The sequence below is a fragment of the Streptomyces sp. Da 82-17 genome (assembly GCF_046098215.1).
Taxonomy (GTDB): Bacteria; Actinomycetota; Actinomycetes; order Streptomycetales; family Streptomycetaceae; genus Streptomyces.
The window spans coordinates 44579-64914 of record NZ_JBJURH010000009.1 but is presented as its reverse complement, the minus strand read 5'-3'; the positions used below and the strand labels follow the sequence as shown (position 1 = coordinate 64914).

Here is a 20336-nt window from a genome sequence, read left to right as displayed (position 1 = left end):
GTGGGGTGCTTCCGCCGCCCGGCGGCACCTGCATGAACAGCGGCCGAGCGGGGAACGAAGCCGCCTCCAACGGCACTTGGACTTCCCTGGGGCGCCCTTGTGCGGACCGTCGTGAAGGTCTTGGGTGGACGGGTGCGTCTTCCGGGGCGGCGTGCGTGCAGCCTGTGCGCGGCCGGTCGCGGAGGCTGCCGCAACGGCCTTCGAACAGGAGGAACCGGCCATGAGTGAGGCCGACTGTACGGAGTACGACACGCCCGTGACCGAGGACGAGACGGAAGCGCTCGTCCACGGCATCTGCTTCAAGACCGGTCCGCCCGCCACCGTGGGCGTGGAACTCGAATGGCTCGTCCACGAGTTGCGCGCCCCCCGACTTCCGACCACCCCCGAACGGCTCGCGGCCGCGGCCGCCGCACTGCGAGCCCTGCCCCTCGGTTCGGCCGTGACGGTCGAGCCCGGCGGCCAGCTGGAGCTCAGCTCGCTGCCCGCCGCCTCCCTGACGGAGTGCGTCGCCTCCGTCTCCGCCGACCTCCGGCTCGCCCGCGCCGCCCTCGCCGACCTGGGGCTCGGCCTCTCCGGACGCGGCCAGGACCCCTGGCATCCGCCGCGCCGTCTCCTGGACGACGCGCGGTACGTCGCGATGGAACGCTACTTCGACCGGACCGGCCCGGCCGGCCGGGCCATGATGTGCTCCACGGCGTCGGTGCAGATCTGCCTGGACGCCGGGTACGAGGAGCCGGGCCCCCTCGGACACGGCAGGCGCTGGCGGCTCGCCCACCTGCTCGGCGCGGTGCTGGTCGCCGCGTTCGCCAACTCCCCGCTCGACCGGGGCCTTCCGACGGGCTGGCGGTCCACCCGGCAGGCCGTGTGGGCGTCCATCGACCCGGGCCGCGTCGACGCTCCCCCGGAGGGCGCCGAGCCCCGTACGGCGTGGGCGCGGCACGTCCTGGACGCGCCGGTGATGTGCGTGCGTACCGCCGAGGGGCCGTGGCTGGTGCCGGAGCGGGTCAGCTTCCGGGACTGGCTGCGCGGCGGCGCGCTGCCCCGGCCGCCGACCCGCGCCGACCTGGACTACCACCTGACGACGCTGTTCCCGCCGGTGCGGCCGCGCGGGCACCTGGAGCTGCGGATGATCGACGCGCAGCCGGGCCCGGACGGCTGGCTGGTGCCGCTCGCCGTGACCGAGGCGCTGTTCGAGGACCCGGAGGCCGCGGAGCGGGCGTACCGCACCGTGAAGCCGCTGGCGGAGCGGGCGCTCGGCGAGGACGGCACGTCCAGGGCGGCGCCGCGCAACCCGCTGTGGCTGGACGCCGCCCGGCACGGCCTGGCCGACCCGGAGCTGCGGGAGGCGGCCGTGGACTGCTTCGCCGCGGCCCTGGAGGCGCTGCCCCGGCGCGGGGCGCCGGCCGCGGTCGTCGACGCCGTCGGCGCGTTCGCGGAGCGCCATGTCGCACGGGGCCGCTGCCCGGCCGACGACCTGCTCGACGAAGTGAACGGGAGGACACCGTGAACCACACCGAGCCCCTGTGGGACGAGGAGGCACTGCGCACCGCCGCGCGGGCCGCCCTGACCACGGCGCGGGAGCGCACCCGGCTGCTGACGACCTGCGTCGACGAGGCCGAACTGACCGCGCAGCACTCGCCGTTGATGTCCCCGCTGGTCTGGGACCTCGCGCACATCGGCAACCAGGAGGAGCAGTGGCTGCTGCGCGCGGTGGCCGGGCGCGAGCCGATGCGGCCGGAGATCGACTCGGTGTACGACGCGTTCGAGCACCCGCGCGCGGAGCGGCCGTCGCTGCCGCTGCTGCCGCCGGACGAGGCGCACCGGTACGCGGCGGAGGTGCGCGGCCGGGCCCTGGACGTCCTGGACACGAGCGTGCTGCGCGGCTCCGGCCTGGTGGACGCGGCGTTCGCGTTCGGCATGATCGCGCAGCACGAACAGCAGCACGACGAGACGATGCTGATCACCCATCAGCTCCGCAAGGGCCCGGCCGCCCTCACGGCCCCCGAACCGCCGCCGGTCACCAGCCCTCTGACGGCACGTCAAGTCCTCGTCCCTGGCGGCCCGTTCACGATGGGCACGTCGACGGAGCCGTGGGCGCTGGACAACGAGCGCCCGGCGCACCGCCGTGAGGTGGCGGCGTACTGGATCGACACGGCGCCGGTGACGTGCGGCGCATATCTGGAGTTCATCGCCGACGGCGGCTACGACGAGCCGCGCTGGTGGGACCCGGCCGGCTGGGCGTACGTCCGCGAGCACGGGCTGCGGGCGCCGCTGTTCTGGCGCCGTGAGGGCAGGCAGTGGCTGCGTCGCCGCTTCGGCGTGACGGAACCGGTGCCGCTGGACGAGCCGGTGCTGCACGTCAGCTGGTACGAGGCGGACGCGTACGCGCGCTGGGCCGGGCGGCGTCTGCCCACCGAGGCGGAGTGGGAGAAGGCCGCCCGGCACGACCCGGCCACAGGCCGCTCCCGCCGCTACCCGTGGGGCGACGCCGACCCGGCCCCGGAGCACGCCAACCTCGGCCAACGGCACCTCCGCCCGGCCCGCGCCGGCGCCTACGAGCAGGGCCAATCCCCTTATGGGGCAAGGCAGTTGATCGGTGACGTGTGGGAGTGGACGGCGAGCGACTTCCTGCCGTACCCGGGGTTCGTGGCGTTTCCGTACCGCGAGTACTCGGAGGTGTTCTTCGGCAGCGACCACAAGGTGCTGCGCGGCGGTTCGTTCGCCGTGGACCGGGTGGCCTGCCGGGGCACGTTCCGCAACTGGGACTACCCGATCCGGCGGCAGATCTTCTCCGGCTTCCGCACGGCACGGGACGCGAGCGCGGAGGAGTCGGCGGGCGCCCCCGGGACGGTGATGCGCTGATGTGCCGTCATCTCGCCTACGTGGGACTGCCGTTGCCCCTCGGCGAAGTCCTCGTCCGTCCGCCGCACAGCCTGTACGTGCAGTCCTGGGCGCCGCGCCGACAGCGGCACGGGACGGTCAACGCCGATGGTTTCGGGGTGGGTTGGTACGTGGACGACGACCCGGTGCCGGGCCGCTACCGGCGCGCCGGGCCCGTGTGGGGCGACCTGTCCTTCGCGGACCTCGCGCGGGTGGTGCGCAGCGGGGCGTTCCTCGCGGCGGTGCGGGACGCGACGCGCGCGGGCGCGGACGGGGAGGCCGCGGCGGCCCCGTTCACGTACGGGCCGTGGCTGTTCAGCCACAACGGCATGGTGGCGGGCTGGCCCGACTCCCTTGCGGGGCCTGCCCGTTCACTGCCGACGGAGGAACTCCTCTCCCTGGAGGCCCGCTGCGACTCGGCGCTCGTCTGGGCGCTGCTGCTGCACCGGCTGCGGTCCGGGGACGAGCTGCCGCAGGCCCTCGCCGACACGGTCACGGAGGTCGCGGCGGCCGCGCCGCGCTCCCGCCTCAACCTGCTGGTCACCGACGGCAGCACGATCACCGCCACCGCCTGGGGCGACAGCCTCTGGTACCTGCACGAGCCCGCCGCGGGCCGCACGGTCGTGGCCTCCGAGCCGTACGACGACACCCCGGGGTGGCGCGAGGCGCCCGACCGGACGCTGCTGACCGCGAGCCGCACGGACGTGCTGCTGACCCCGATGAAGGACCCGGAGCCGAAGGAGCCCCTCGCGTGAGCACGCTGCAGTTCACCCGGACCCTGCCCGAGGACGCCACCGGCGCCGCGCTGCGGAGCGACGTCTTCGCGGGCCTGACCGCGTCGCCCAAGACGCTGCCGCCGAAGTGGTTCTACGACGCGCGCGGCAGCGAGCTGTTCGACGAGATCACCACGCTGCCCGAGTACTACCCGACACGCGCCGAGCGGGAGATCCTGCTGACCCGCGCCGGCGAGATCGCCGCGGCCACCGGCGCCCGCACCCTGATCGAGCTGGGCTCCGGCTCGTCCGACAAGACCCGTCATCTCCTCGACGAGCTGGGCGAGTTGGAGACGTACGTGCCGGTCGACGTCAGCGAGAGCGCGCTGCGGCAGGCCGGTGAGGCGTTGCGCGCGGAGCACCCCGGGCTCTCCGTGCACGCCCTCATCGCCGACTTCACGGCCCCGCTGACGCTGCCGCCGACGCCGGGCCCGCGCCTGGTCGCGTTCCTCGGCGGCACCCTCGGCAACCTGCTGCCCGCCGAACGCGCCGCGTTCCTCGCGTCGGTGCGCGCGCTGCTCTCGCCGGGCGACTCGCTGCTGCTCGGCACGGACCTGGTCAAGGACGAGGGGACGCTGGTCGCGGCGTACGACGACGCGGCGGGCGTGACGGCCGAGTTCAACAAGAACGTCCTGAACGTCATCAACCGCGAACTCGGCGCGGACTTCGACCCGGAGGCGTTCACGCACGTGGCGCGCTGGGACCGCGAGCGGGAGTGGATCGAGATGCGCCTGCGCGCCCGCTCCGACCTCACGGTGAAGATCCCGGAGCTGGAACTCGCGGTCGACTTCGCGGCGGGTGAGGAGCTCCGCACGGAGATCTCGGCGAAGTTCCGCGAGACGGGGATACGGGCGGAGCTGCTCGGGGCCGGGCTCACCCCCACGCACTGGTGGACGGACGAGGCGGGAAGGTTTGCTCTGTCCCTGTCGCGGGCGTGAGGGCTCGTTCGTCTGCGGCCTTCGTCGTGGCTGGTCGCGCAGTTCCCCGCGCCCCTAGAAGTTCAGCGCCTCCGTGATCTCCGCGGAAGCGACCCGCGCCGCCCGCCCCGGGTCCGCGCCCTCGAGCACCGCCGTCATGTACCGCTTGATCGGATTGTCCGCCTCGACCGTCGCCCACCGCGGCGACGCGGGCGTCGCACGGCCCCGCGTCGCGGCCTTCGCCATGGCCGCGACGCCGGGCTCGTCCGCCACCGCGGACGCCAGCTTCGCCTTGTTCGGGACGTGGTGCATCGTACGAGCCAGCTCCGTCTGCCACTTGCGTCCGGCCAGCGCGTCGATCACGGCGACCGCCCCGCGCGGGACGTCGCTGCGTTCGGGCACGATCAGGTCGGAGCCGCCGGTGAAGACCGCGCCGGGCTGCCCGGCGCGGCGGCCGGGAATGGGGAAGTACCCGAGTTTTCCCGCGAGTTCGGGGCTCTTCTCCTCGATCGCCTCCGCCGCACCCGGCACGGACACGATCTGCGCGACCTCGCCGAGCGCGAACACCTCGGCCTGCGGCGGGGTCTCCTCGTCCGCGTCGGTCGGGCCCTCGCCGAGCTGTTGGAGGCGCTGGTAGAAGTCCATGCCGCGCAGTGCGGCCGGGCTGTGCAGGGCGCCGCGCCAGCGCCCCGCCTTCTCCTCGGCGAGTTCACCGCCCTCGTCCCAGACGAACCCGGCGAGCGTGTACCAGTCCTGCCCGGCGAGGTAAATCCCCTGCTTTCCGGCCGAGTTGAGTCGGCGGGTGTACGAGAGCCACTCGTCGCGCGTCGCCGGGGGCCGCCGCAGTCCGGCCGCGCGGAACAGGTCCTTGCGGTAGACGACGACCCGGTTCGCCGCGTACCACGGGATGCCGTACTGGGCGCCGCGGTGGTTGCCGGGTTCGGCGAGGCCGGGCAGCCAGTCGTCCATGCCCCAGTCCCGCATGGACTCCAGGGACAGGTCGACGAGCCCGCCCTCGTCGACGTACTGCGCGACCTGGGTGTTGCCGACCTCGATGACGTCCGGCGCCCCGGGCTCGTCGCTGCGCAGGGCCGCGGAGACCTTCGCGCCGATGCCGGTCCAGTCCTGCACCCGCACGTCGAGCCGGAGGCCGGGGTGTTCGCGCTCGAAGGCGGTCGTGAAGCGGCGTACGAACGCGTCGGAGGCGCTGCCCTTCATCAGCCAGACGGTCACGGTGTCGGGTTGCTCCGTACCGCCGGGCAGGAGGCCGCAGCCGCCGAGCGGGAGGAGCGCGGCGAGGGCCAGACAGGTCGCGACGAGGCGCTGCTTCACGTGGGTCACCTTCGGTGTGCGGACACGGGAGGATCGCCCGACGTGGGGGGTGAGCGGCGGGAACGGCCGTACGCGGGGGCCGGCCCGGCGCTCGCACGGGTATGGCCCGGGATTTTGGTATGGACCAAAGGAACGGTCAAGGTCCTGGACGGCGGTACGGGCGGCCGGCTTCGGGGCGGCGGGCCTCGGCGCGGCCGCCTTCCGGGTGGCGGGCGTCCGGCGTCGGTCGCCTCGCGGACGTCCGCGCCCTGGGGCACGGTGGTGGAGGCGCCCCGCGAGCGGCGTCACCGAGCGAAAGGAGTGCGGCCGCCATGTCCGACCACACGTACCGGGTCTCCGAGATCGTCGGCACCTCGCAGGAGGGCGTCGACCAGGCCATCCGCAACGGCATCGCCCGCGCCGCGCAGACCGTGCGCGGGCTCGACTGGTTCGAGGTGACCCAGGTCCGCGGCCACATCGTCGACGGGCAGATCGAGCACTACCAGGTGGGCCTGAAGGTCGGCTTCCGGATGGAGGACGCGGGGTCCTGAGCCCCGACCCACGAGCAGGCCCTCAGGTCCGCCCCTCCCGCTCCTGCGCCTCCTCGAGCGCCGCGGACCCGGTGGCCCAGCGGGCCCGTACGACGGTGAAACCGGCCTGTTCCGCGGTGTCGCAGACGAGTTCGTCGTCGTCCACGAGGACCCGGACCTCGCGGGCCCGGGCCAGCCTGCGGAGGATGTCGAGCTTCGTGTGCCGGGCGGGCCTGCGGTCGCTGTCGCGCCGCATCCAGATCCGCCCGGCCGGCAGCGCCTGCTGGTCGAGCCAGGCCACGGTGTCGGCGCGACAGCGCTCGGGGCGGCCGGTCAGGTACTGGATCTCGCACTCCTCGGCGTGCGCGCGGACCAGGGCAAGACCCTCGGCCAGCGGCGGGTCGTCGGGGGCGGCCGCGAAGAAGCCGTTCCAGTCGCGCGGCCTGCGCTCCAGGAAGTGCTGGCGGTGCGCCGTGTCGGCGAGGGTGTTGTCCAGGTCGAACACGGCGACCGGGCGGGGTGCGTCGTCCATCCGGCCAGCGTAATTGTGCCCACTCGCCGTGGGCCATGCGGCTGTCTCGCGGCTGCGGCGCCGCTGTGGCTGGTCGCGCAGTTCCCCCGCGCCCCTGAAGGCTTGCGGCTGCGCCGCTGCCTTTCCCGGTGAGATGCCGCACGAAGTGCGCATCTCAAGAGGCGCGGGGAACTGCGCGACCAGCCCACGACGGGGGAAAGCCGCACGACATCCGCAGGGCTCACGGCGAGTGGGAAGTCCTCACCCCTCCCCCGTGTTGTACGGACCGTGACTGCAGCGACCCGCACCAAGTTCTCCGTCCTCGACCGGTCCCGCACCCTGCAAGGGCAGGACGCGCCCGCCGCGCTGCGGGCGACCGTGGAGTTCGCCCGGCGGATCGAGGAGTTCGGGTACCACCGCTTCTGGGTGTCGGAGCACCACAGCGTGCCCGGTGTCGCGGGTTCCGCGCCGACCGTGCTCGCGGCGGCGGTGGCCGCGGCGACGCGGACGATCCGGGTCGGCACCGGCGGCGTGATGCTGCCGAACCATCAACCCCTCGTCGTGGCCGAACAGTTCGGCGTCCTGGAGTCGCTGTTCCCCGGCCGGATCGACATGGGCCTCGGCCGTTCCGTGGGCTTCACGGGCGGCGTGCGCAAGGCGCTCGGGCGCGACAAGGAGGACGCCGCCGACTTCGCCGCCCAGCTCGCCACCCTCCTCGGCTACCTCACCGGCGACCAGACCGAGCACCCCCAGGTGCACGCCCACCCGGCGGAGGGCCTGCGGGTGCCGCCGTACGTCCTGGCCATGGGCGAGGGCGCGGCCATCGCGGCGGAGGCCGGGCTTCCGCTGGTGATCGGCGATCTGCGCGGCCGCTCCCGCATGCTCGCCGCGATCGAGCGCTACCGCGAGGGTTTCAAGCCGTCCGTCTGGGCCGACGAGCCGTACGTGATCATCTCCGGCACCGTCGCCGTGGCCGCCGACAAGGCGGCGGCGCGCCGGCTGCTGATCCCCGAGGCCTGGTCGATGGCGTACTCCCGCACCCACGGCGTCTTCCCGCCGCTCGCCCCGGCCGAGGAGACCGAGGCGCGCGCGATGACGCCCAAGGAGCGGGACTTCTACGAGCAGGGCCTCGCCGGGCAGGTGCACGGCACCGAGGACGAGGTCGCCGCGACCCTCGACTCCCTGATCACGGCGAGCGGAGCGGACGAGGTGCTGGTCACCACGTCCACGTACGACCGCGCGGGCATGCTGGACTCGTACCGCAGGCTCGCCCGGCTGGCGGGTCTGAGCGGCGCCTAGGCGGGGCCTAGAATCGTGGGGTTTGTCCACCGAGACCCCGCGGAGCGCCCCGTGCCGATCAGGCCGTCGTCGACGATCAGTCCCCACGAGCACGACCCGTACGTCCGCGTGCGCGGCGCCCGGGAGCACAATCTGCGCGGGGTCGACGTGGACGTGCCGCGGGACGTGCTCGTGGCGTTCACCGGAGTGTCCGGGTCCGGGAAGTCCTCGCTCGCCTTCGGGACGATCTACGCGGAGGCGCAGCGGCGGTACTTCGAGTCGGTGGCGCCGTACGCGCGCCGGCTCATCCACCAGGTGGGGGCGCCGAAGGTGGGCGAGATCAGCGGGCTGCCGCCGGCGGTCTCGCTCGAACAGCGGCGCTCGGCGCCCACCTCGCGCTCCTCGGTGGGCACCGTCACCACCCTCTCCAACTCGCTGCGGATGCTGTTCTCCCGCGCGGGCGACTACCCGGAGGGCGCCGAGCGGCTCGATTCCGACGCGTTCTCCCCGAACACCGCCGCGGGCGCCTGCCCGGACTGCCACGGCCTGGGCCTGGTGCACCGTACGACGGAGCAACTCCTCGTCCCCGACCCGGAGTTGTCGATCCGCGACGGGGCGATCGCCGCGTGGCCGGGCGCCTGGCAGGGCAAGAACCTGCGGGACGTCCTCGACGCGCTCGGGTACGACGTGGACCGCCCGTGGCGGGAACTGCCGCAGCGGGACCGGGACTGGATCCTGTTCACCGACGAGCAGCCGGTCGTCACCGTGCATCCGGTGCGCGACGCGGGCCGCATCCAACGCCCGTACCAGGGCACGTACATGAGCGCCCGGCGGTACGTGATGAAGACGTTCGCCGACTCCAAGAGCCAGACCCTGCGCGCCAAGGCCGAGCGGTTCCTGGAGAGCGCCCCCTGCCCGTCCTGCGAGGGGCGGCGGCTGCGGCCCGAGGCGCTCGCGGTGACGTTCGCGGGCCGCACCATCGCCGAGCTCGCCGCGCTGCCGCTGACCGCGCTGGCGGCGCTCCTTCGGGACGCGGGCGGCGACGAAACGGCCCGCGTCCTCACCGACGACCTGCTCGCCCGGATCGAGGTCATCACCGAACTCGGCCTGGGCTACCTGGGGTTGGACCGCACCACCCCCACCCTGTCGGCGGGCGAGCTGCAACGCCTGCGCCTGGCCACGCAGTTGAGGTCCGGGCTTTTCGGCGTGGTGTACGTCCTGGACGAGCCGTCGGCGGGCCTGCACCCGGCGGACACCCAGGCGCTGCTCACGGTCCTGGACCGGCTGAAGGCGGCGGGCAACTCGGTGTTCGTGGTCGAGCACCACCTGGACGTCGTCCGCCGGGCCGACTGGCTGGTCGACGTCGGCCCGCGCGCCGGCGAGCACGGCGGGCAGGTGCTGCACAGCGGACCGCCGGCGGCGCTCGCGGACGTGCCCGAGTCGGCGACCCGGCGCTTCCTGTTCGAGCCGCCGAAGGCAGGGGCGCGGACGGTGCGCGAGCCGGACGGCTGGCTGAAGCTGTCCGGGGTGACCCGGCACAACCTGCGCGACGTCGACGCCGAGTTCCCGCTCGGCACGTTCACCGCGGTCACCGGCGTGTCCGGCTCCGGCAAGTCGACCCTCGTGGGGCAGGAACTCCCCCTCGCAGCCGAGGAGTCGGCGGGGGTGCGCCGGGTGGTGCAGGTCGACCAGCGGCCCATCGGGCGTACGCCGCGCTCCAATCTGGCGACGTACACGGGCCTCTTCGACGTCGTACGGAAGGCGTTCGCGGACACGGACGAGGCGCGGGCGCGCGGGTACCGGGTCGGGCGGTTCTCGTTCAACGTGACCGGCGGGCGCTGCGAGACCTGCCAGGGCGAGGGCTTCGTCTCGGTGGAGCTGCTGTTCCTGCCCAGCACGTACGCGCCGTGCCCGGACTGCGGCGGGGCCCGCTACAACCCCGAGACACTTCAGGTCACGTACCGCGGGCGGACCATCGCCGAGGTGCTCGACCTGACGGTGGAGGCGGCGGCCGAGTTCTTCGCGGACGTGCCGGCGGCGGCGCGCAGCCTGGCCGCGCTGCTGGATGTGGGCCTCGGCTATCTGCGGCTCGGGCAGCCCGCGACGGAGCTGTCCGGCGGCGAGGCGCAGCGCATCAAGCTGGCCAGCGAGCTGCAGCGGGTGCAGCGCGGGCACACCCTGTACGTGCTCGACGAGCCGACGACGGGCCTGCACCCGGCCGACGCGGAGGTCCTGATGCGGCAGCTGCACGGCCTGGTGGACGCGGGCAACACGGTCGTGGTCGTCGAGCACGACATGGCGGTCGTGGCGGACGCGGACTGGGTGATCGACCTCGGCCCGGGCGGCGGCGACGAGGGCGGCCGGATCGTCGCCGCGGGGCCGCCCGCGCGGGTGGCACGGGCGGCCGGGAGCCGTACGGCGCCCTACTTGGCGGCGGCGCTGGCGGCGGGGTCGGAGGCGGGGTCGGCCTGAGCCTCGGCGGGCGACCGGGCGGCTGCGGGGGCGACGAACTGCACGTCGAGGACGATCTTCACGACCTCGCCGAGGAGTCCGGGCGCGAAGTCGAGACCGTACTCGCTGCGCCGCAGCTCGCCCGTGGCCTCGAACCCGGCGTGCGTGGCGCCGTCGACCGGGGACTCCACCAGGCCGCCGAACTCTACGGCGAAGCGGATGGGCCGGGTCACGTCGCCGATGGTGAGGTCGCCGGCGAGCGTCCAGTCCTCCCCGGCGCCCTCGATCCGGGTGGAGCGGAACGTCATGGTGGGCCGCTTGGCGACGTCGAGGAGGTCGGAGGCGCGGACGTGCGCGTCCCGGTCGGCGTTGCCGGTGTCGACCGAGTCGAGGGCGACGGTCGCGGAGACGGAGCTGCTCTCCAGGGTGTCGCCGACGACGAGGGAGGCGTCCAGCTGGTTGAAACGGCCGCGGACCTTGGCGATGCCGAGGTGCCGGATCGTGAAGCCGACGGCGGAGTGGAACGGGTCGAAGGCCCAGGTCCCGGCGGGCAGGGGCAGGGCCCGGTTCCGGGTCAGGTTCTGGGTCTGGGCGGTGGTGTGCGAAGTCATGTCCGTCAGCCTCGGCCGCGCCGGGCGCGGGAGGAAGGCCGGGCGCAGGCGGGCACCCGCCGGGCTGGTAGCGGCGAGGCTGGTAGCGGCAGGGCCACCCTTCGCGCGGGGCGCGACCGTACGATCGACAGGTGAGCGAGAACGAACTGGGAGCGTATCTGCGCGGCCTCCGCGAGTCCGTGACGCCCGCGGACGTGGGCCTGCCCGCGGGGCCCCGCCGCCGCACGCCCGGCCTGCGCCGCTCGGAGCTGGCGATGCTGGCCGGGATCAGCGTCGAGTACCTGGCCCGCCTGGAGCAGGGCCGCGACCGGCACCCGTCCGCGCAGGTCCTCGCCGCGCTCTGCGACGCGCTGCAGCTGCCCCTGGAGTCCCGTGCGCAGCTGCGCCACCTGCTGAAGGCCGAGGAGGGGCACTTCATGTGCGGGGCGGCGCCGATGCCGGCCCGCGAGGTCCGGCCCACGGTGCGCGCGCTCCTCGACCGCCTGGAGCCGACCCCGGCGGTCGTACGGAACCTCCTCGGCGAGGCCGTCGCGTACACGGAGGCGTACGCGCGCCTCATGGGCCCGGTCGGCGCGCTCGACGAGGACCCGCCGAGCCTCCTGCGGTACGTCTTCACGGACCCGCGGGCCCGGGACGCGTACCCGGACTGGGATCATGTCGCGGACGAGCAAGTGGCCCTGCTGCACTACGACTTGAGCCGTCGGGACCCGTATGTCGCCGAGCTGGTCAAGGAGTTGACGATCACGGCGGGCGCAGCGTTCACCGACCGCCTCGCGGCCCCGTCCCGGCTCCCCTCCCCCACGGGCGTCACCCGCTTCGTCCACCCACAGGTCGGCGAACTCCGCCTCGCCTACGAGACCCTGTCCCTCCCGGAGGCGGACGGCCAACACGTCCTGATCCACCTCCCGGCGGACGCGACGGCGGGCCGGGCGCTGGACCGCTTGCAGGGGTTGCGCCCGGGCGGGTTGCGGGCGGTGGGCGACTGACCTTCCCTCCGGGTTTCGCCCCGGACCCCGCTCCCAAGACGCCGGAGGTGCTGAATTTTCCCCGGCGCCGGAAGGGTGTTGCTTCTAGGGGCGCGGGGAACTGCGCGACCAGCCACGACGGCGCCGCAGACGAACGACGCAGCCGGGGTCGGGGCGCAGCCCCGGGGCGGGGGGCTAGCCCCGCGAGGCCTTCCTGTTGGCTCGGAGCCACTCCCTGTTCATCGCCGTGATCGAAGGCAGCGGAATGCCCTTCGGGCAGGCCGTCGCGCACTCACCGGTGAGGGTGCAGCCGCCGAAGCCTTCCTCGTCCATCTGGCCGACCATGTCCAGGACACGGGTCTCGCGCTCGGGAGCGCCCTGCGGGAGGACGTTCAGATGGTTGACCTTGGCCGACGTGAACAGCATCGCCGAGCCGTTCGGGCAGGCCGCGACGCACGCGCCGCAGCCGATGCACTCGGCGTGCTCGAAGGCGTAGTCGGCGTCCGGCTTCGGCACCGGGGTGGCGTGCGCCTCGGGGGCGGAGCCGGTGGGCGCGGAGACGTAGCCGCCGGCCTGGATGATGCGGTCGAAGGCGGAGCGGTCCACGACCAGGTCCTTGACGACCGGGAACGCCGCGGCCCGCCACGGCTCGATGTCGATCGTGTCGCCGTCCCGGAAGGACCGCATGTGGAGCTGGCAGGTGGTGGTGCGCTCGGGCCCGTGGGCGTCGCCGTTGATCACCAACGAGCAGGCGCCGCAGATGCCTTCGCGGCAGTCGTGGTCGAAGGCGACGGGGTCCTCACCGCGCAGGATGAGGTCCTCGTTGAGCGTGTCGAGCATTTCGAGGAACGACATGTCCTGCGAGATGCCGTCGACCTCGTACGTGGACATGGCGCCGTCGGCATCGGCGTTGCGCTGCCGCCAGACGCGCAGGGTCAGCTTCATCAGGCGTAGCTCCGTTGCGTGGGGTGGACGTACTCGAAGACCAGGTCTTCCTTGTGCAGAGTCGGGGCCGTGCCCGTGCCCGTGAACTCCCAGGCGGCGGCGTACGAGAACTCCTCGTCGCGGCGTTCGGCCTCGCCGTCCGGGGTCTGGGACTCCTCGCGGAAGTGGCCGCCGCAGGACTCGGCGCGGTGCAGGGCGTCGAGGCACATGAGCTCGGCGAGCTCCAGGTAGTCGACGATGCGGTTGGCCTTCTCCAGGGACTGGTTGAACTCCTCGCCGGTGCCGGGGACCTTGATGCGGCGCCAGAATTCGTCGCGGATCTGCGGGATGCGGTCGAGCGCCTTGCGCAGGCCCTCCTCGGTGCGGGCCATGCCGCAGAACTCCCACATGACCTCGCCGAGTTCACGGTGGAAGGAGTCCGGGGTGCGGTCGCCGTCGACCGCGAGGAGGCGGGCGAGCCGGTCCTCGGTCTCCGTCAACACCTCGCGTACGACGGGGTGTCGGGCGTCCACCTCGTCCTTGTGCGGGTTGCGCGCGAGGTAGTCGTTGATGGTGGAGGGGAGGACGAAGTATCCGTCGGCCAGGCCCTGCATCAACGCGCTGGCCCCCAGTCGGTTCGCGCCGTGGTCGGAGAAGTTGGCCTCGCCGATCGCGAACAGGCCGGGCACGGTGGTCTGCAGGTCGTAGTCGACCCACAGGCCGCCCATCGTGTAGTGCACGGCCGGGTAGATCCGCATCGGGACGGTGTACGGGTCCTCGTCGGTGATCCGGGCGTACATGTCGAAGAGGTTGCCGTACTTCGCCTCGACCGCCTTGCGGCCCATCCGCGCGATGGCGTCCGCGAAGTCCAGGTAGACGCCCTGGCCGCCGGGGCCCACTCCCCTGCCCTCGTCGCACACGTTCTTCGCGGCGCGGGACGCGATGTCGCGGGGGACGAGGTTGCCGAAGGACGGGTAGATGCGCTCCAGGTAGTAGTCGCGCTCGTCCTCGGGGATCTTGTTCGGCGGCCGGTCGTCGCCCTTGGCCTTGGGCACCCAGATACGGCCGTCGTTGCGCAGCGACTCGCTCATCAGTGTCAGCTTCGACTGGTGGTCGCCGGTGCGCGGGATGCACGTGGGGTGGATCTGCGTGAAGCAGGGGTTGGCGAAGTACGCGCCGCGCCGGTGCGCCCGCCACACGGCCGTGGCGTTGCTGTTCATGGCGTTGGTCGACAGATAGAAGACGTTGCCGTAGCCGCCGCTCGCGAGGACCACCGCGTCAGCGAAGTACGTGGAGATCTTCCCGGTGACCAGGTCCCGGGCGACGATGCCGCGGGCCCGCCCGTCGATCACGATGACGTCCAGCATCTCCGTACGCGGATGCAGCTCCACGTTGCCGGCGGCGATCTGCCGGGACAGCGCCTGGTACGCGCCGAGGAGCAGCTGCTGGCCGGTCTGGCCGCGGGCGTAGAACGTACGGGAGACCTGGACGCCGCCGAAGGAGCGGGTGTCGAGGAGGCCGCCGTACTCGCGGGCGAACGGCACGCCCTGGGCGACGCACTGGTCGATGATCTCGACGGAGATCTGCGCGAGCCGGTGCACGTTGGACTCGCGGGCGCGGAAGTCGCCGCCCTTCACGGTGTCGTAGAAGAGGCGGTGGATCGAGTCGCCGTCGTTGCGGTAGTTCTTCGCGGCGTTGATGCCGCCCTGCGCGGCGATGGAGTGGGCGCGGCGCGGGGAGTCCTGGTAGCAGAACTGGACGACGTGGTAGCCCTGTTCGGCGAGGGTCGCGCCCGCGGAGCCGCCCGCGAGGCCGGTGCCGACGACGATCACGGTGTGCTTGCGCCGGTTGGCGGGGTTGACCAGCTTCGCCTCGAAGCGGCGGGTGTCCCAGCGCTCCGCGATCGGCCCGGCGGGCGCCTTGGCGTCGACGACCGGCTCGCCGGTGGTGTAGTCGGCGTAGGAATTCGGGGTGCTCATTCAGCTCACCACTCCGGTCATGACGGCGACGGGTACGGAGACGAAGCCCACGGTCAGGAGCAGCGCGAGCCCGTTCGCGGCGGTCTTCAGGGCGCGGTCGCGGGCGGCGCTGCCGACGCCGAGGGTCTGGGCGGCGCTCCAGAACCCGTGCCGGACGTGGAAGCCGAGGGCGACCATGGCGACGATGTAGATGACGTTGCCGTACCAGGTGGAGAAGGTCGCGACGACGTTCTGGTAGGCCTCGCCGTGCACCGCGTGCTCGTTGACGGTGAGGGTGGTCAGGTCGAGCAGGTGCCAGACGATGAACAGGCCGAGGATGATGCCGCCCCAGCGCATGGTCCGGGTGGCGTAGCTCGCGCGCTTCCGCTTGTGCACGTACTTCGTGGGCCGCGCCCTGATGTCCCGCCGGCTCAGCTGGTACGCGGACACGGCGTGCGCCACGACCGCGACGACGAGGACGACGCGGACGAGCCACAGCGTCCACTCGTAGTGCATGAAGGGCTCGCCTACGGTGCGCAGCCAGTGCGCGTAGCCGTTGAACTCGTCCGTCCCGAAGAAGATCTTGAGGTTGCCCAGCATGTGGACGACCAGGTACAGGAGCATGACGAGGCCGCTCACGGCCATCACCGTCTTCTTGCCGACGGTCGAGTCCCAGAAGCCGGGTGTCTTCGACGGCCGTCGGTCCGTCCGCGTTGCCCGCGTTGCCAGAGCCATGACTCAAGACGCTAAAGGCCGAAGGTCCCAGAGGTCCAAGATCTGGTCCGGCTCATTTCCATAGCTGTTTCCTATCGTGCGTCTACGCTGGACCTCATGCAGTTGCAGCAGCTCCAATACTTCGTCGCGGTGGCCGAGACCCGGCACTTCACCCGCGCCGCCGAGCAGGTGCACGTGGCGCAGCCCTCGCTGTCGCAGCAGATCCGGGCCCTGGAACGGGAGTTGGGCGCGGAACTGTTCAGCCGGGCACGCGGCAACATCGCGCTCACGGACGCCGGGGAGACGCTCCTTCCGCTGGCCCGGCGGATCCTCGCGGACGCGGACACGGCCAGGCAGGAGGTGCAGGAGCTGGGCCGTCTGGAGCGCGGCCGGGTCCGGCTCGGCGCGACGCCGTCGCTGTGCACGGGGCTCCTTCCGGACGTGCTGCGCCAGTTCCACGACCGCTACCCCGGCATCCGGCTGCTGATCGAGGAGGGCGGCTCCCACGATCTCGTACGCGAACTCGCCCGCGGCGCGCTCGACCTGGCGCTCGTGGTGCTGCCGCTGCCCAGCCCCTCCCCCGCACTGACGACGGTGGAGCTGCTGCGCGAGGACCTGGTGGTGGTCTCCTCACCGGAGGCGAAGGCGCCGGGGGCGCGGGGGCGGTCGGTGCGGATCGCGGACCTGCAGCGGGAGCGGCTCGTGATGTTCCGGCACGGCTACGACCTGCGGGAACTCACGGTCGCCGCGTGCCGGGCAGAGGGGTTCGAGCCGGACTTCGCGGTGGAGGGCGGGGAGATGGACGCGGTGCTCGGGTTCGTGCGGGCGGGGCTGGGGGTTGCGGTGGTGCCGCGGATGGTCGCTACGCGGGCGGGGCGGGGTCTACGGGTCACCCCTCTGACCCGCCCCGGCCTGCACCGCACGATCGCCCTGGCCCACAGAAGCGACGTGGCTCCGCCGAGGGCGGCCCGAGAGCTGCAACGAATGCTGGTCGAGCCCCGCTAGGGGCGCGCCTCCAGGGGCGCGGGGAACTGCGCGACCAGCCACGACGCACGCGCGGTCGGCAGCGCAACAACACCCGGCAGACGGTGCCCCGACAGGGGCGCGGGGAACTGCGCGGCGAACCCCCACCGGCGTGCACCCGAATGCCCGACCGATTCGCACCCGGCACGTGGGGCTGTGCCCACCCGTTCCGCCCCTGGCGGACCAGCTGCCCACAGCGGGGCGGGGGGGGGAGAGACGAGGCGCAGCAGGGAGGCACCGGGAAGGGAGGGCCCCGCCTCGCGGTGCACCTGCCCGCAGCGGGGCGGGAGGAAGGGACGAGGCGCAGCAGGGAGGCACCCCGCCCTTCGGAGCGACTGCCCACAGCGAGGTGAGGGATGAGGGGGCGCGCCGGAAGGTGCGGGGGTGGCAGGGGGCTTCGCCCCTCCTGCACCGTTACCCCGTCGCGTCGACCATCGCCAGCGCATGCAACCGATCCGGCGGCCCGGGCCGGGCGTAGTACCAGCCCTGGGCCGTATCGCAGCCCAGCTCCCGCAGCTGCTCCGCCTGCGCCCCCGTCTCCACGCCTTCCACGGTGACCGCCAGGTCGAGGCTGTGGGCGAGGGAGACGACTCCCTCGACGATCTTCAGGTCCACGGGATCGACCGGATACCGCTGCATGCCCTGCGTGAAGGACCGGTCCAGCTTCAGCACGCTCACCGGCAGCCGCCGCAGATTCGCCAGGTTCGAGTACCCCGTACCGAAGTCGTCGAGCGCGATGTCGACGCCCATCTCGGCGAGCCGCCGCAGCGGTTTCAGCAGGTCGTCGTCGGCGCCGATCAGCGCGGACTCGGTGACCTCCAGGCACAGCGCCTCGGGTTCGAGCCCGACCCGCTCCAGGATCTCGACGGTGTCGGACACCAGGTGCGGATGGTGCAGCTGGACGGGCGACAGGTTGACGTTGATCCGCAGCGGCCCGGCGTCCGCGTGCCGCTGCTTCCAGTCGCGGGCCTGCCGTACGGCCTCCTCCAGGACCCACCGGCCGAGCGGCACGATGAGCCCGGTGTGCTCGGCGAGCGGGATGAACCGGTCCGGGCCGAGCACCCCGTGCTGCGGATGCGTCCACCGCACCAGCGCCTCGGCCCCGCTGACCGACCCGTCCGCGAGGTGCACGAGCGGCTGGTACTCGATGAAGAACTCGCCGCGCGCGAGGGCCGCCGGGAGGGCGGTGGTCAGGCCGTGCCGGGTGATCGTACGGGCGTCGACCTCCGGGTCGGCGAGCTCGAAGCGGTTGCCGCCCGCGGACTTGGCCCGGTACATGGTGATGTCGGCGCTGCGCAGCACCTCGGCGGGGCTGCGTTCCCCGGCCGGGCCCTCGACGATGCCGATGGAGCCGCGCACGGTGATCTCGCGGCCCTCGATCCGTACGGGAATGGCGAGCATCGACAGGATGCGCCCGGCCAGCTCGTCCACCTCCCGTTCGGTGTCGGGCCCGGTGGTGAGCGCCACGAACTCGTCGCCGCCGAGCCGCGCCACCATCTCGCCGGGCGCGGTCGCGCAGGACTGCAGCCGGTCGGCGACCTCGACGAGCAGCCGGTCGCCGGCGGCGTGCCCGAGGCTGTCGTTGATGGCCTTGAAGCCGTCGAGGTCGAGGTAGCAGAGGCCGAAGCGGTTGCCGTCGCCCGCGGCGAGCGCCTTCTCCAGGCGTTCGAAGAACAGCGTGCGGTTGGGCAGCCCGGTGAGCGCGTCGTGCGTCGCCTCGTATCGCAGGCGGAGGTTGAGGAGCCGCCGCTCGGTGGTGTCCTCCATCAGCGCCAGCTGGTACTGCGGCCGGCCCTCGGCGTCGCGGAGCAGGGAGACGGTGAGGTTGGTCCACAGGACGGTGCCGTCGTGCCGGTAGTACGGCTTCTCGACGCGGTACTCCTCGCGTTCGCCGCGGACCAGTTCCTCGTAGAGCCGCCAGACCTGCGGGGCGTCGTCGGGGTGGGTCCAGTCGCTGATGTTGCGGCCGCGGATCTGGTGTTCCAGGCCGCCGCCGAACATTCGCGTGAGGGTGTCGTTGACCTGGAGGACGGTGCCGTCGAGGTCGGCGATGCCGATGCCGATCGCGGCGCGCTCGAACACGGCGCGGAAGCGGGCCTCGCTCGCGTGCAGGGCCTCGGCGACCGCGTGCCGGGCGTCGAGCGCGGCCCGCGAGATGGCCTCCTGCTCGGCGAGGGTGCGCTCCCTGAGGGCCTGCGCGAAGCCCGCGGCGACGGCGTGCTGGAGCCGTGAACAGCGCGACCGCAGCTCGTCCTTGCCGCGCTCGTCGTCCTCGTCGGCGCAGTACAGGACGAGGTACGCGTCGATCACGTCGAGGGTGCGGCTCAGCGCCTCCGGGTCCGTGCAGTGCGTGCCGACGAGGGCCGCGCCGACCGCCTGCCCCTCGGCGGCGTCGAGGGCCCGCGCGGACAGGGCGTCCCGCAACCGGCGGGCGAGCGGCACGAGTTGCTGCTCCAGCTCGGCGCGGCTGAGCGACGTGGCCGTGGCGGGGAAGACCGCACGGCTCCAGATCGTGGCGAATCTGCGCAGTCTTCCCTCGGGGCCGTCCGGAGCCGCGCTGTTCTCGGTCACGCGGTGCGCCCCACGCCCGCGTACCCGGAGAACGTGATGGGGTCCTCCTGCTCCGGGGGCGTCTCGGGCCGCCAGTGCGGCATCTGCACGAGCCCTGGCTCGACCATCTCGTACCCCTCGAAGAAGCGCGCGATCTCGTCGCGCGTGCGCATGACCAGCGGATTGCGGGTCTTTTCGTAGACACCGACCGTGCCCGCGCCCTGCTCGGGCGCCGGCATCCCCTCGTACGAGGCGTGTGTGACGACGAGGAGGCTGCCGGGTGCGAGCGCGTCGCGGAGTTCGGCGACCGCGGCGTACGGCTCGTCCGCGTCCTGGACGAAGTGCAGGATCGCGACGAGGAGCAGGGCCACCGGCTGCTCCAGGTCCAACAGGCCCTTGACCTCGGGGCTGTTGAGGATCTCCTGCGGGTTGCGCAGATCGGCGGCGACGACCGTCGCCCCTTCGTTGCCGGCCAGCACGGCCCTGCTGTGCTCGACCGCGACCGGGTCGTGGTCCACGTATACGACCTTTGCCCGGGGATTTGCCGCCTGCACCACTTCGTGAACGTTTCCGAACGTGGGAATGCCGGAGCCGATATCGAGGAACTGCGTGATTCCCGATTCGGCCGCAAATCGCACCGCTCGCCGCATGAAGGCCCGATTCGCCTGCATGACCTTGGGAAGTCCCGGCATGAACTCCATGGCCTTGCGGGCCGCTTCGCGGTCCACCTCGAAATTGTGCGATCCGCCCAGGTAGAAGTCGTACATACGGGACACGCTGGGCTTCGAGATGTCGATGCCCGGCGGGGCCCAGGCGGGTCGATCCATCGTGTCTCCAAGGCGTAGGCGAGCCGGTGTTCGAGCCGAGGCTACTGATCGCTCGCCAACGGGTCGAGCAGAACCGGAAATTGCTCATCCGTTATCGGTCACAGCCTGCGGTG

The 20336-nt window shown here is 72.8% G+C and carries 17 protein-coding genes; 9 read left to right on the top strand and 8 right to left on the bottom strand.

Annotated elements, in window-relative coordinates:
• The first annotated feature begins 220 nt into the window (after positions 1–220).
• Genes egtA through egtD form a run of 4 tightly spaced genes read left to right on the top strand, consistent with a single transcriptional unit; the run spans position 221 to position 4591 of the window.
• On the top strand, positions 221–1507 hold the full coding sequence (gene egtA / locus ACIDOF_RS17475; protein ID WP_409006813.1) for an ergothioneine biosynthesis glutamate--cysteine ligase EgtA: 1287 nt from the start codon (positions 221–223) through the stop codon (positions 1505–1507).
• Positions 1504–2862, top strand: coding sequence for an ergothioneine biosynthesis protein EgtB (egtB, locus tag ACIDOF_RS17470; RefSeq protein ID WP_409006812.1), 1359 nt, complete (start codon positions 1504–1506; stop codon positions 2860–2862). Before egtA ends, egtB begins: the two co-directional genes overlap by 4 nt.
• Entirely contained in the window at positions 2862–3635 is a 774-nt protein-coding gene (gene egtC, locus ACIDOF_RS17465; protein ID WP_409006811.1) for an ergothioneine biosynthesis protein EgtC, read from the top strand. The genes egtB and egtC overlap by 1 nt, the downstream gene beginning before the upstream one ends.
• Positions 3632–4591: an L-histidine N(alpha)-methyltransferase gene (gene egtD / locus ACIDOF_RS17460; protein WP_409006810.1), complete on the top strand. Its 960-nt coding sequence runs from the start codon at positions 3632–3634 to the stop codon at positions 4589–4591. The genes egtC and egtD overlap by 4 nt, the downstream gene beginning before the upstream one ends.
• 54 nt (positions 4592–4645) lie before the next feature.
• On the opposite strand, the gene ACIDOF_RS17455 is transcribed toward egtD, so the two are convergent.
• Entirely contained in the window at positions 4646–5902 is a 1257-nt protein-coding gene (locus tag ACIDOF_RS17455) for an extracellular solute-binding protein (RefSeq protein ID WP_409006809.1), read from the bottom strand.
• A 311-nt stretch (positions 5903–6213) separates the two neighbouring features.
• On the opposite strand from ACIDOF_RS17455, the gene ACIDOF_RS17450 reads away from it, so the two are divergent.
• On the top strand, positions 6214–6432 hold the full coding sequence (locus tag ACIDOF_RS17450; protein ID WP_409006808.1) for a dodecin: 219 nt from the start codon (positions 6214–6216) through the stop codon (positions 6430–6432).
• A 22-nt stretch (positions 6433–6454) separates the two neighbouring features.
• Here the strand turns inward: ACIDOF_RS17450 and ACIDOF_RS17445 are convergent, their stop codons facing one another.
• Positions 6455–6943, bottom strand: a complete 489-nt coding sequence (locus ACIDOF_RS17445) for a hypothetical protein (RefSeq protein WP_409006807.1) — start codon at positions 6941–6943, stop codon at positions 6455–6457.
• A 267-nt stretch (positions 6944–7210) separates the two neighbouring features.
• On the opposite strand from ACIDOF_RS17445, the gene ACIDOF_RS17440 reads away from it, so the two are divergent.
• Positions 7211–8221: an MsnO8 family LLM class oxidoreductase gene (locus ACIDOF_RS17440; RefSeq protein ID WP_409006806.1), complete on the top strand. Its 1011-nt coding sequence runs from the start codon at positions 7211–7213 to the stop codon at positions 8219–8221.
• Between the two features lie 51 nt (positions 8222–8272).
• Positions 8273–10672, top strand: coding sequence for an ABC transporter (locus tag ACIDOF_RS17435; RefSeq protein ID WP_409006805.1), 2400 nt, complete (start codon positions 8273–8275; stop codon positions 10670–10672).
• Here the strand turns inward: ACIDOF_RS17435 and ACIDOF_RS17430 are convergent.
• Positions 10624–11262, bottom strand: a complete 639-nt coding sequence (locus ACIDOF_RS17430) for a YceI family protein (RefSeq protein WP_409006804.1) — start codon at positions 11260–11262, stop codon at positions 10624–10626. The two genes, ACIDOF_RS17435 and ACIDOF_RS17430, sit on opposite strands and share 49 nt — an antisense overlap.
• A gap of 131 nt (positions 11263–11393) precedes the next feature.
• On the opposite strand from ACIDOF_RS17430, the gene ACIDOF_RS17425 reads away from it, so the two are divergent.
• Positions 11394–12248 (top strand): helix-turn-helix domain-containing protein, encoded by an 855-nt coding sequence (locus ACIDOF_RS17425; protein ID WP_409006803.1) that lies wholly within the window; start codon positions 11394–11396, stop codon positions 12246–12248.
• Between the two features lie 174 nt (positions 12249–12422).
• Here ACIDOF_RS17425 and ACIDOF_RS17420 read toward each other — a convergent pair whose 3' ends face one another.
• The 3 genes from ACIDOF_RS17420 to ACIDOF_RS17410 are packed head-to-tail and all read right to left on the bottom strand — an operon-like array spanning position 12423 to position 15844.
• A complete protein-coding gene (locus ACIDOF_RS17420) occupies positions 12423–13172 on the bottom strand; it encodes a succinate dehydrogenase/fumarate reductase iron-sulfur subunit (RefSeq protein ID WP_409006802.1) in 750 nt (249 codons plus the stop codon).
• A complete protein-coding gene (locus tag ACIDOF_RS17415; RefSeq protein ID WP_409006801.1) occupies positions 13172–15130 on the bottom strand; it encodes a fumarate reductase/succinate dehydrogenase flavoprotein subunit in 1959 nt (652 codons plus the stop codon). Before ACIDOF_RS17415 ends, ACIDOF_RS17420 begins: the two co-directional genes overlap by 1 nt.
• Positions 15131–15844 carry a succinate dehydrogenase gene (locus ACIDOF_RS17410; protein ID WP_409006800.1) on the bottom strand — a complete coding sequence of 238 codons (714 nt, stop codon included), beginning with the start codon at positions 15842–15844 and terminating at the stop codon, positions 15131–15133. It lies immediately after the preceding gene.
• A 96-nt stretch (positions 15845–15940) separates the two neighbouring features.
• On the opposite strand from ACIDOF_RS17410, the gene ACIDOF_RS17405 reads away from it, so the two are divergent.
• Positions 15941–16828: a LysR family transcriptional regulator gene (locus ACIDOF_RS17405; RefSeq protein ID WP_409006799.1), complete on the top strand. Its 888-nt coding sequence runs from the start codon at positions 15941–15943 to the stop codon at positions 16826–16828.
• A 432-nt stretch (positions 16829–17260) separates the two neighbouring features.
• On the opposite strand, the gene ACIDOF_RS17400 is transcribed toward ACIDOF_RS17405, so the two are convergent.
• Both ACIDOF_RS17400 and ACIDOF_RS17395 read right to left on the bottom strand, forming a co-directional pair.
• Positions 17261–19417 (bottom strand): putative bifunctional diguanylate cyclase/phosphodiesterase, encoded by a 2157-nt coding sequence (locus ACIDOF_RS17400; RefSeq protein ID WP_409006798.1) that lies wholly within the window; start codon positions 19415–19417, stop codon positions 17261–17263.
• Entirely contained in the window at positions 19414–20223 is an 810-nt protein-coding gene (locus ACIDOF_RS17395; RefSeq protein ID WP_409006797.1) for an SAM-dependent methyltransferase, read from the bottom strand. The genes ACIDOF_RS17400 and ACIDOF_RS17395 overlap by 4 nt, the downstream gene beginning before the upstream one ends.
• Positions 20224–20336: the final 113 nt, after the last annotated feature.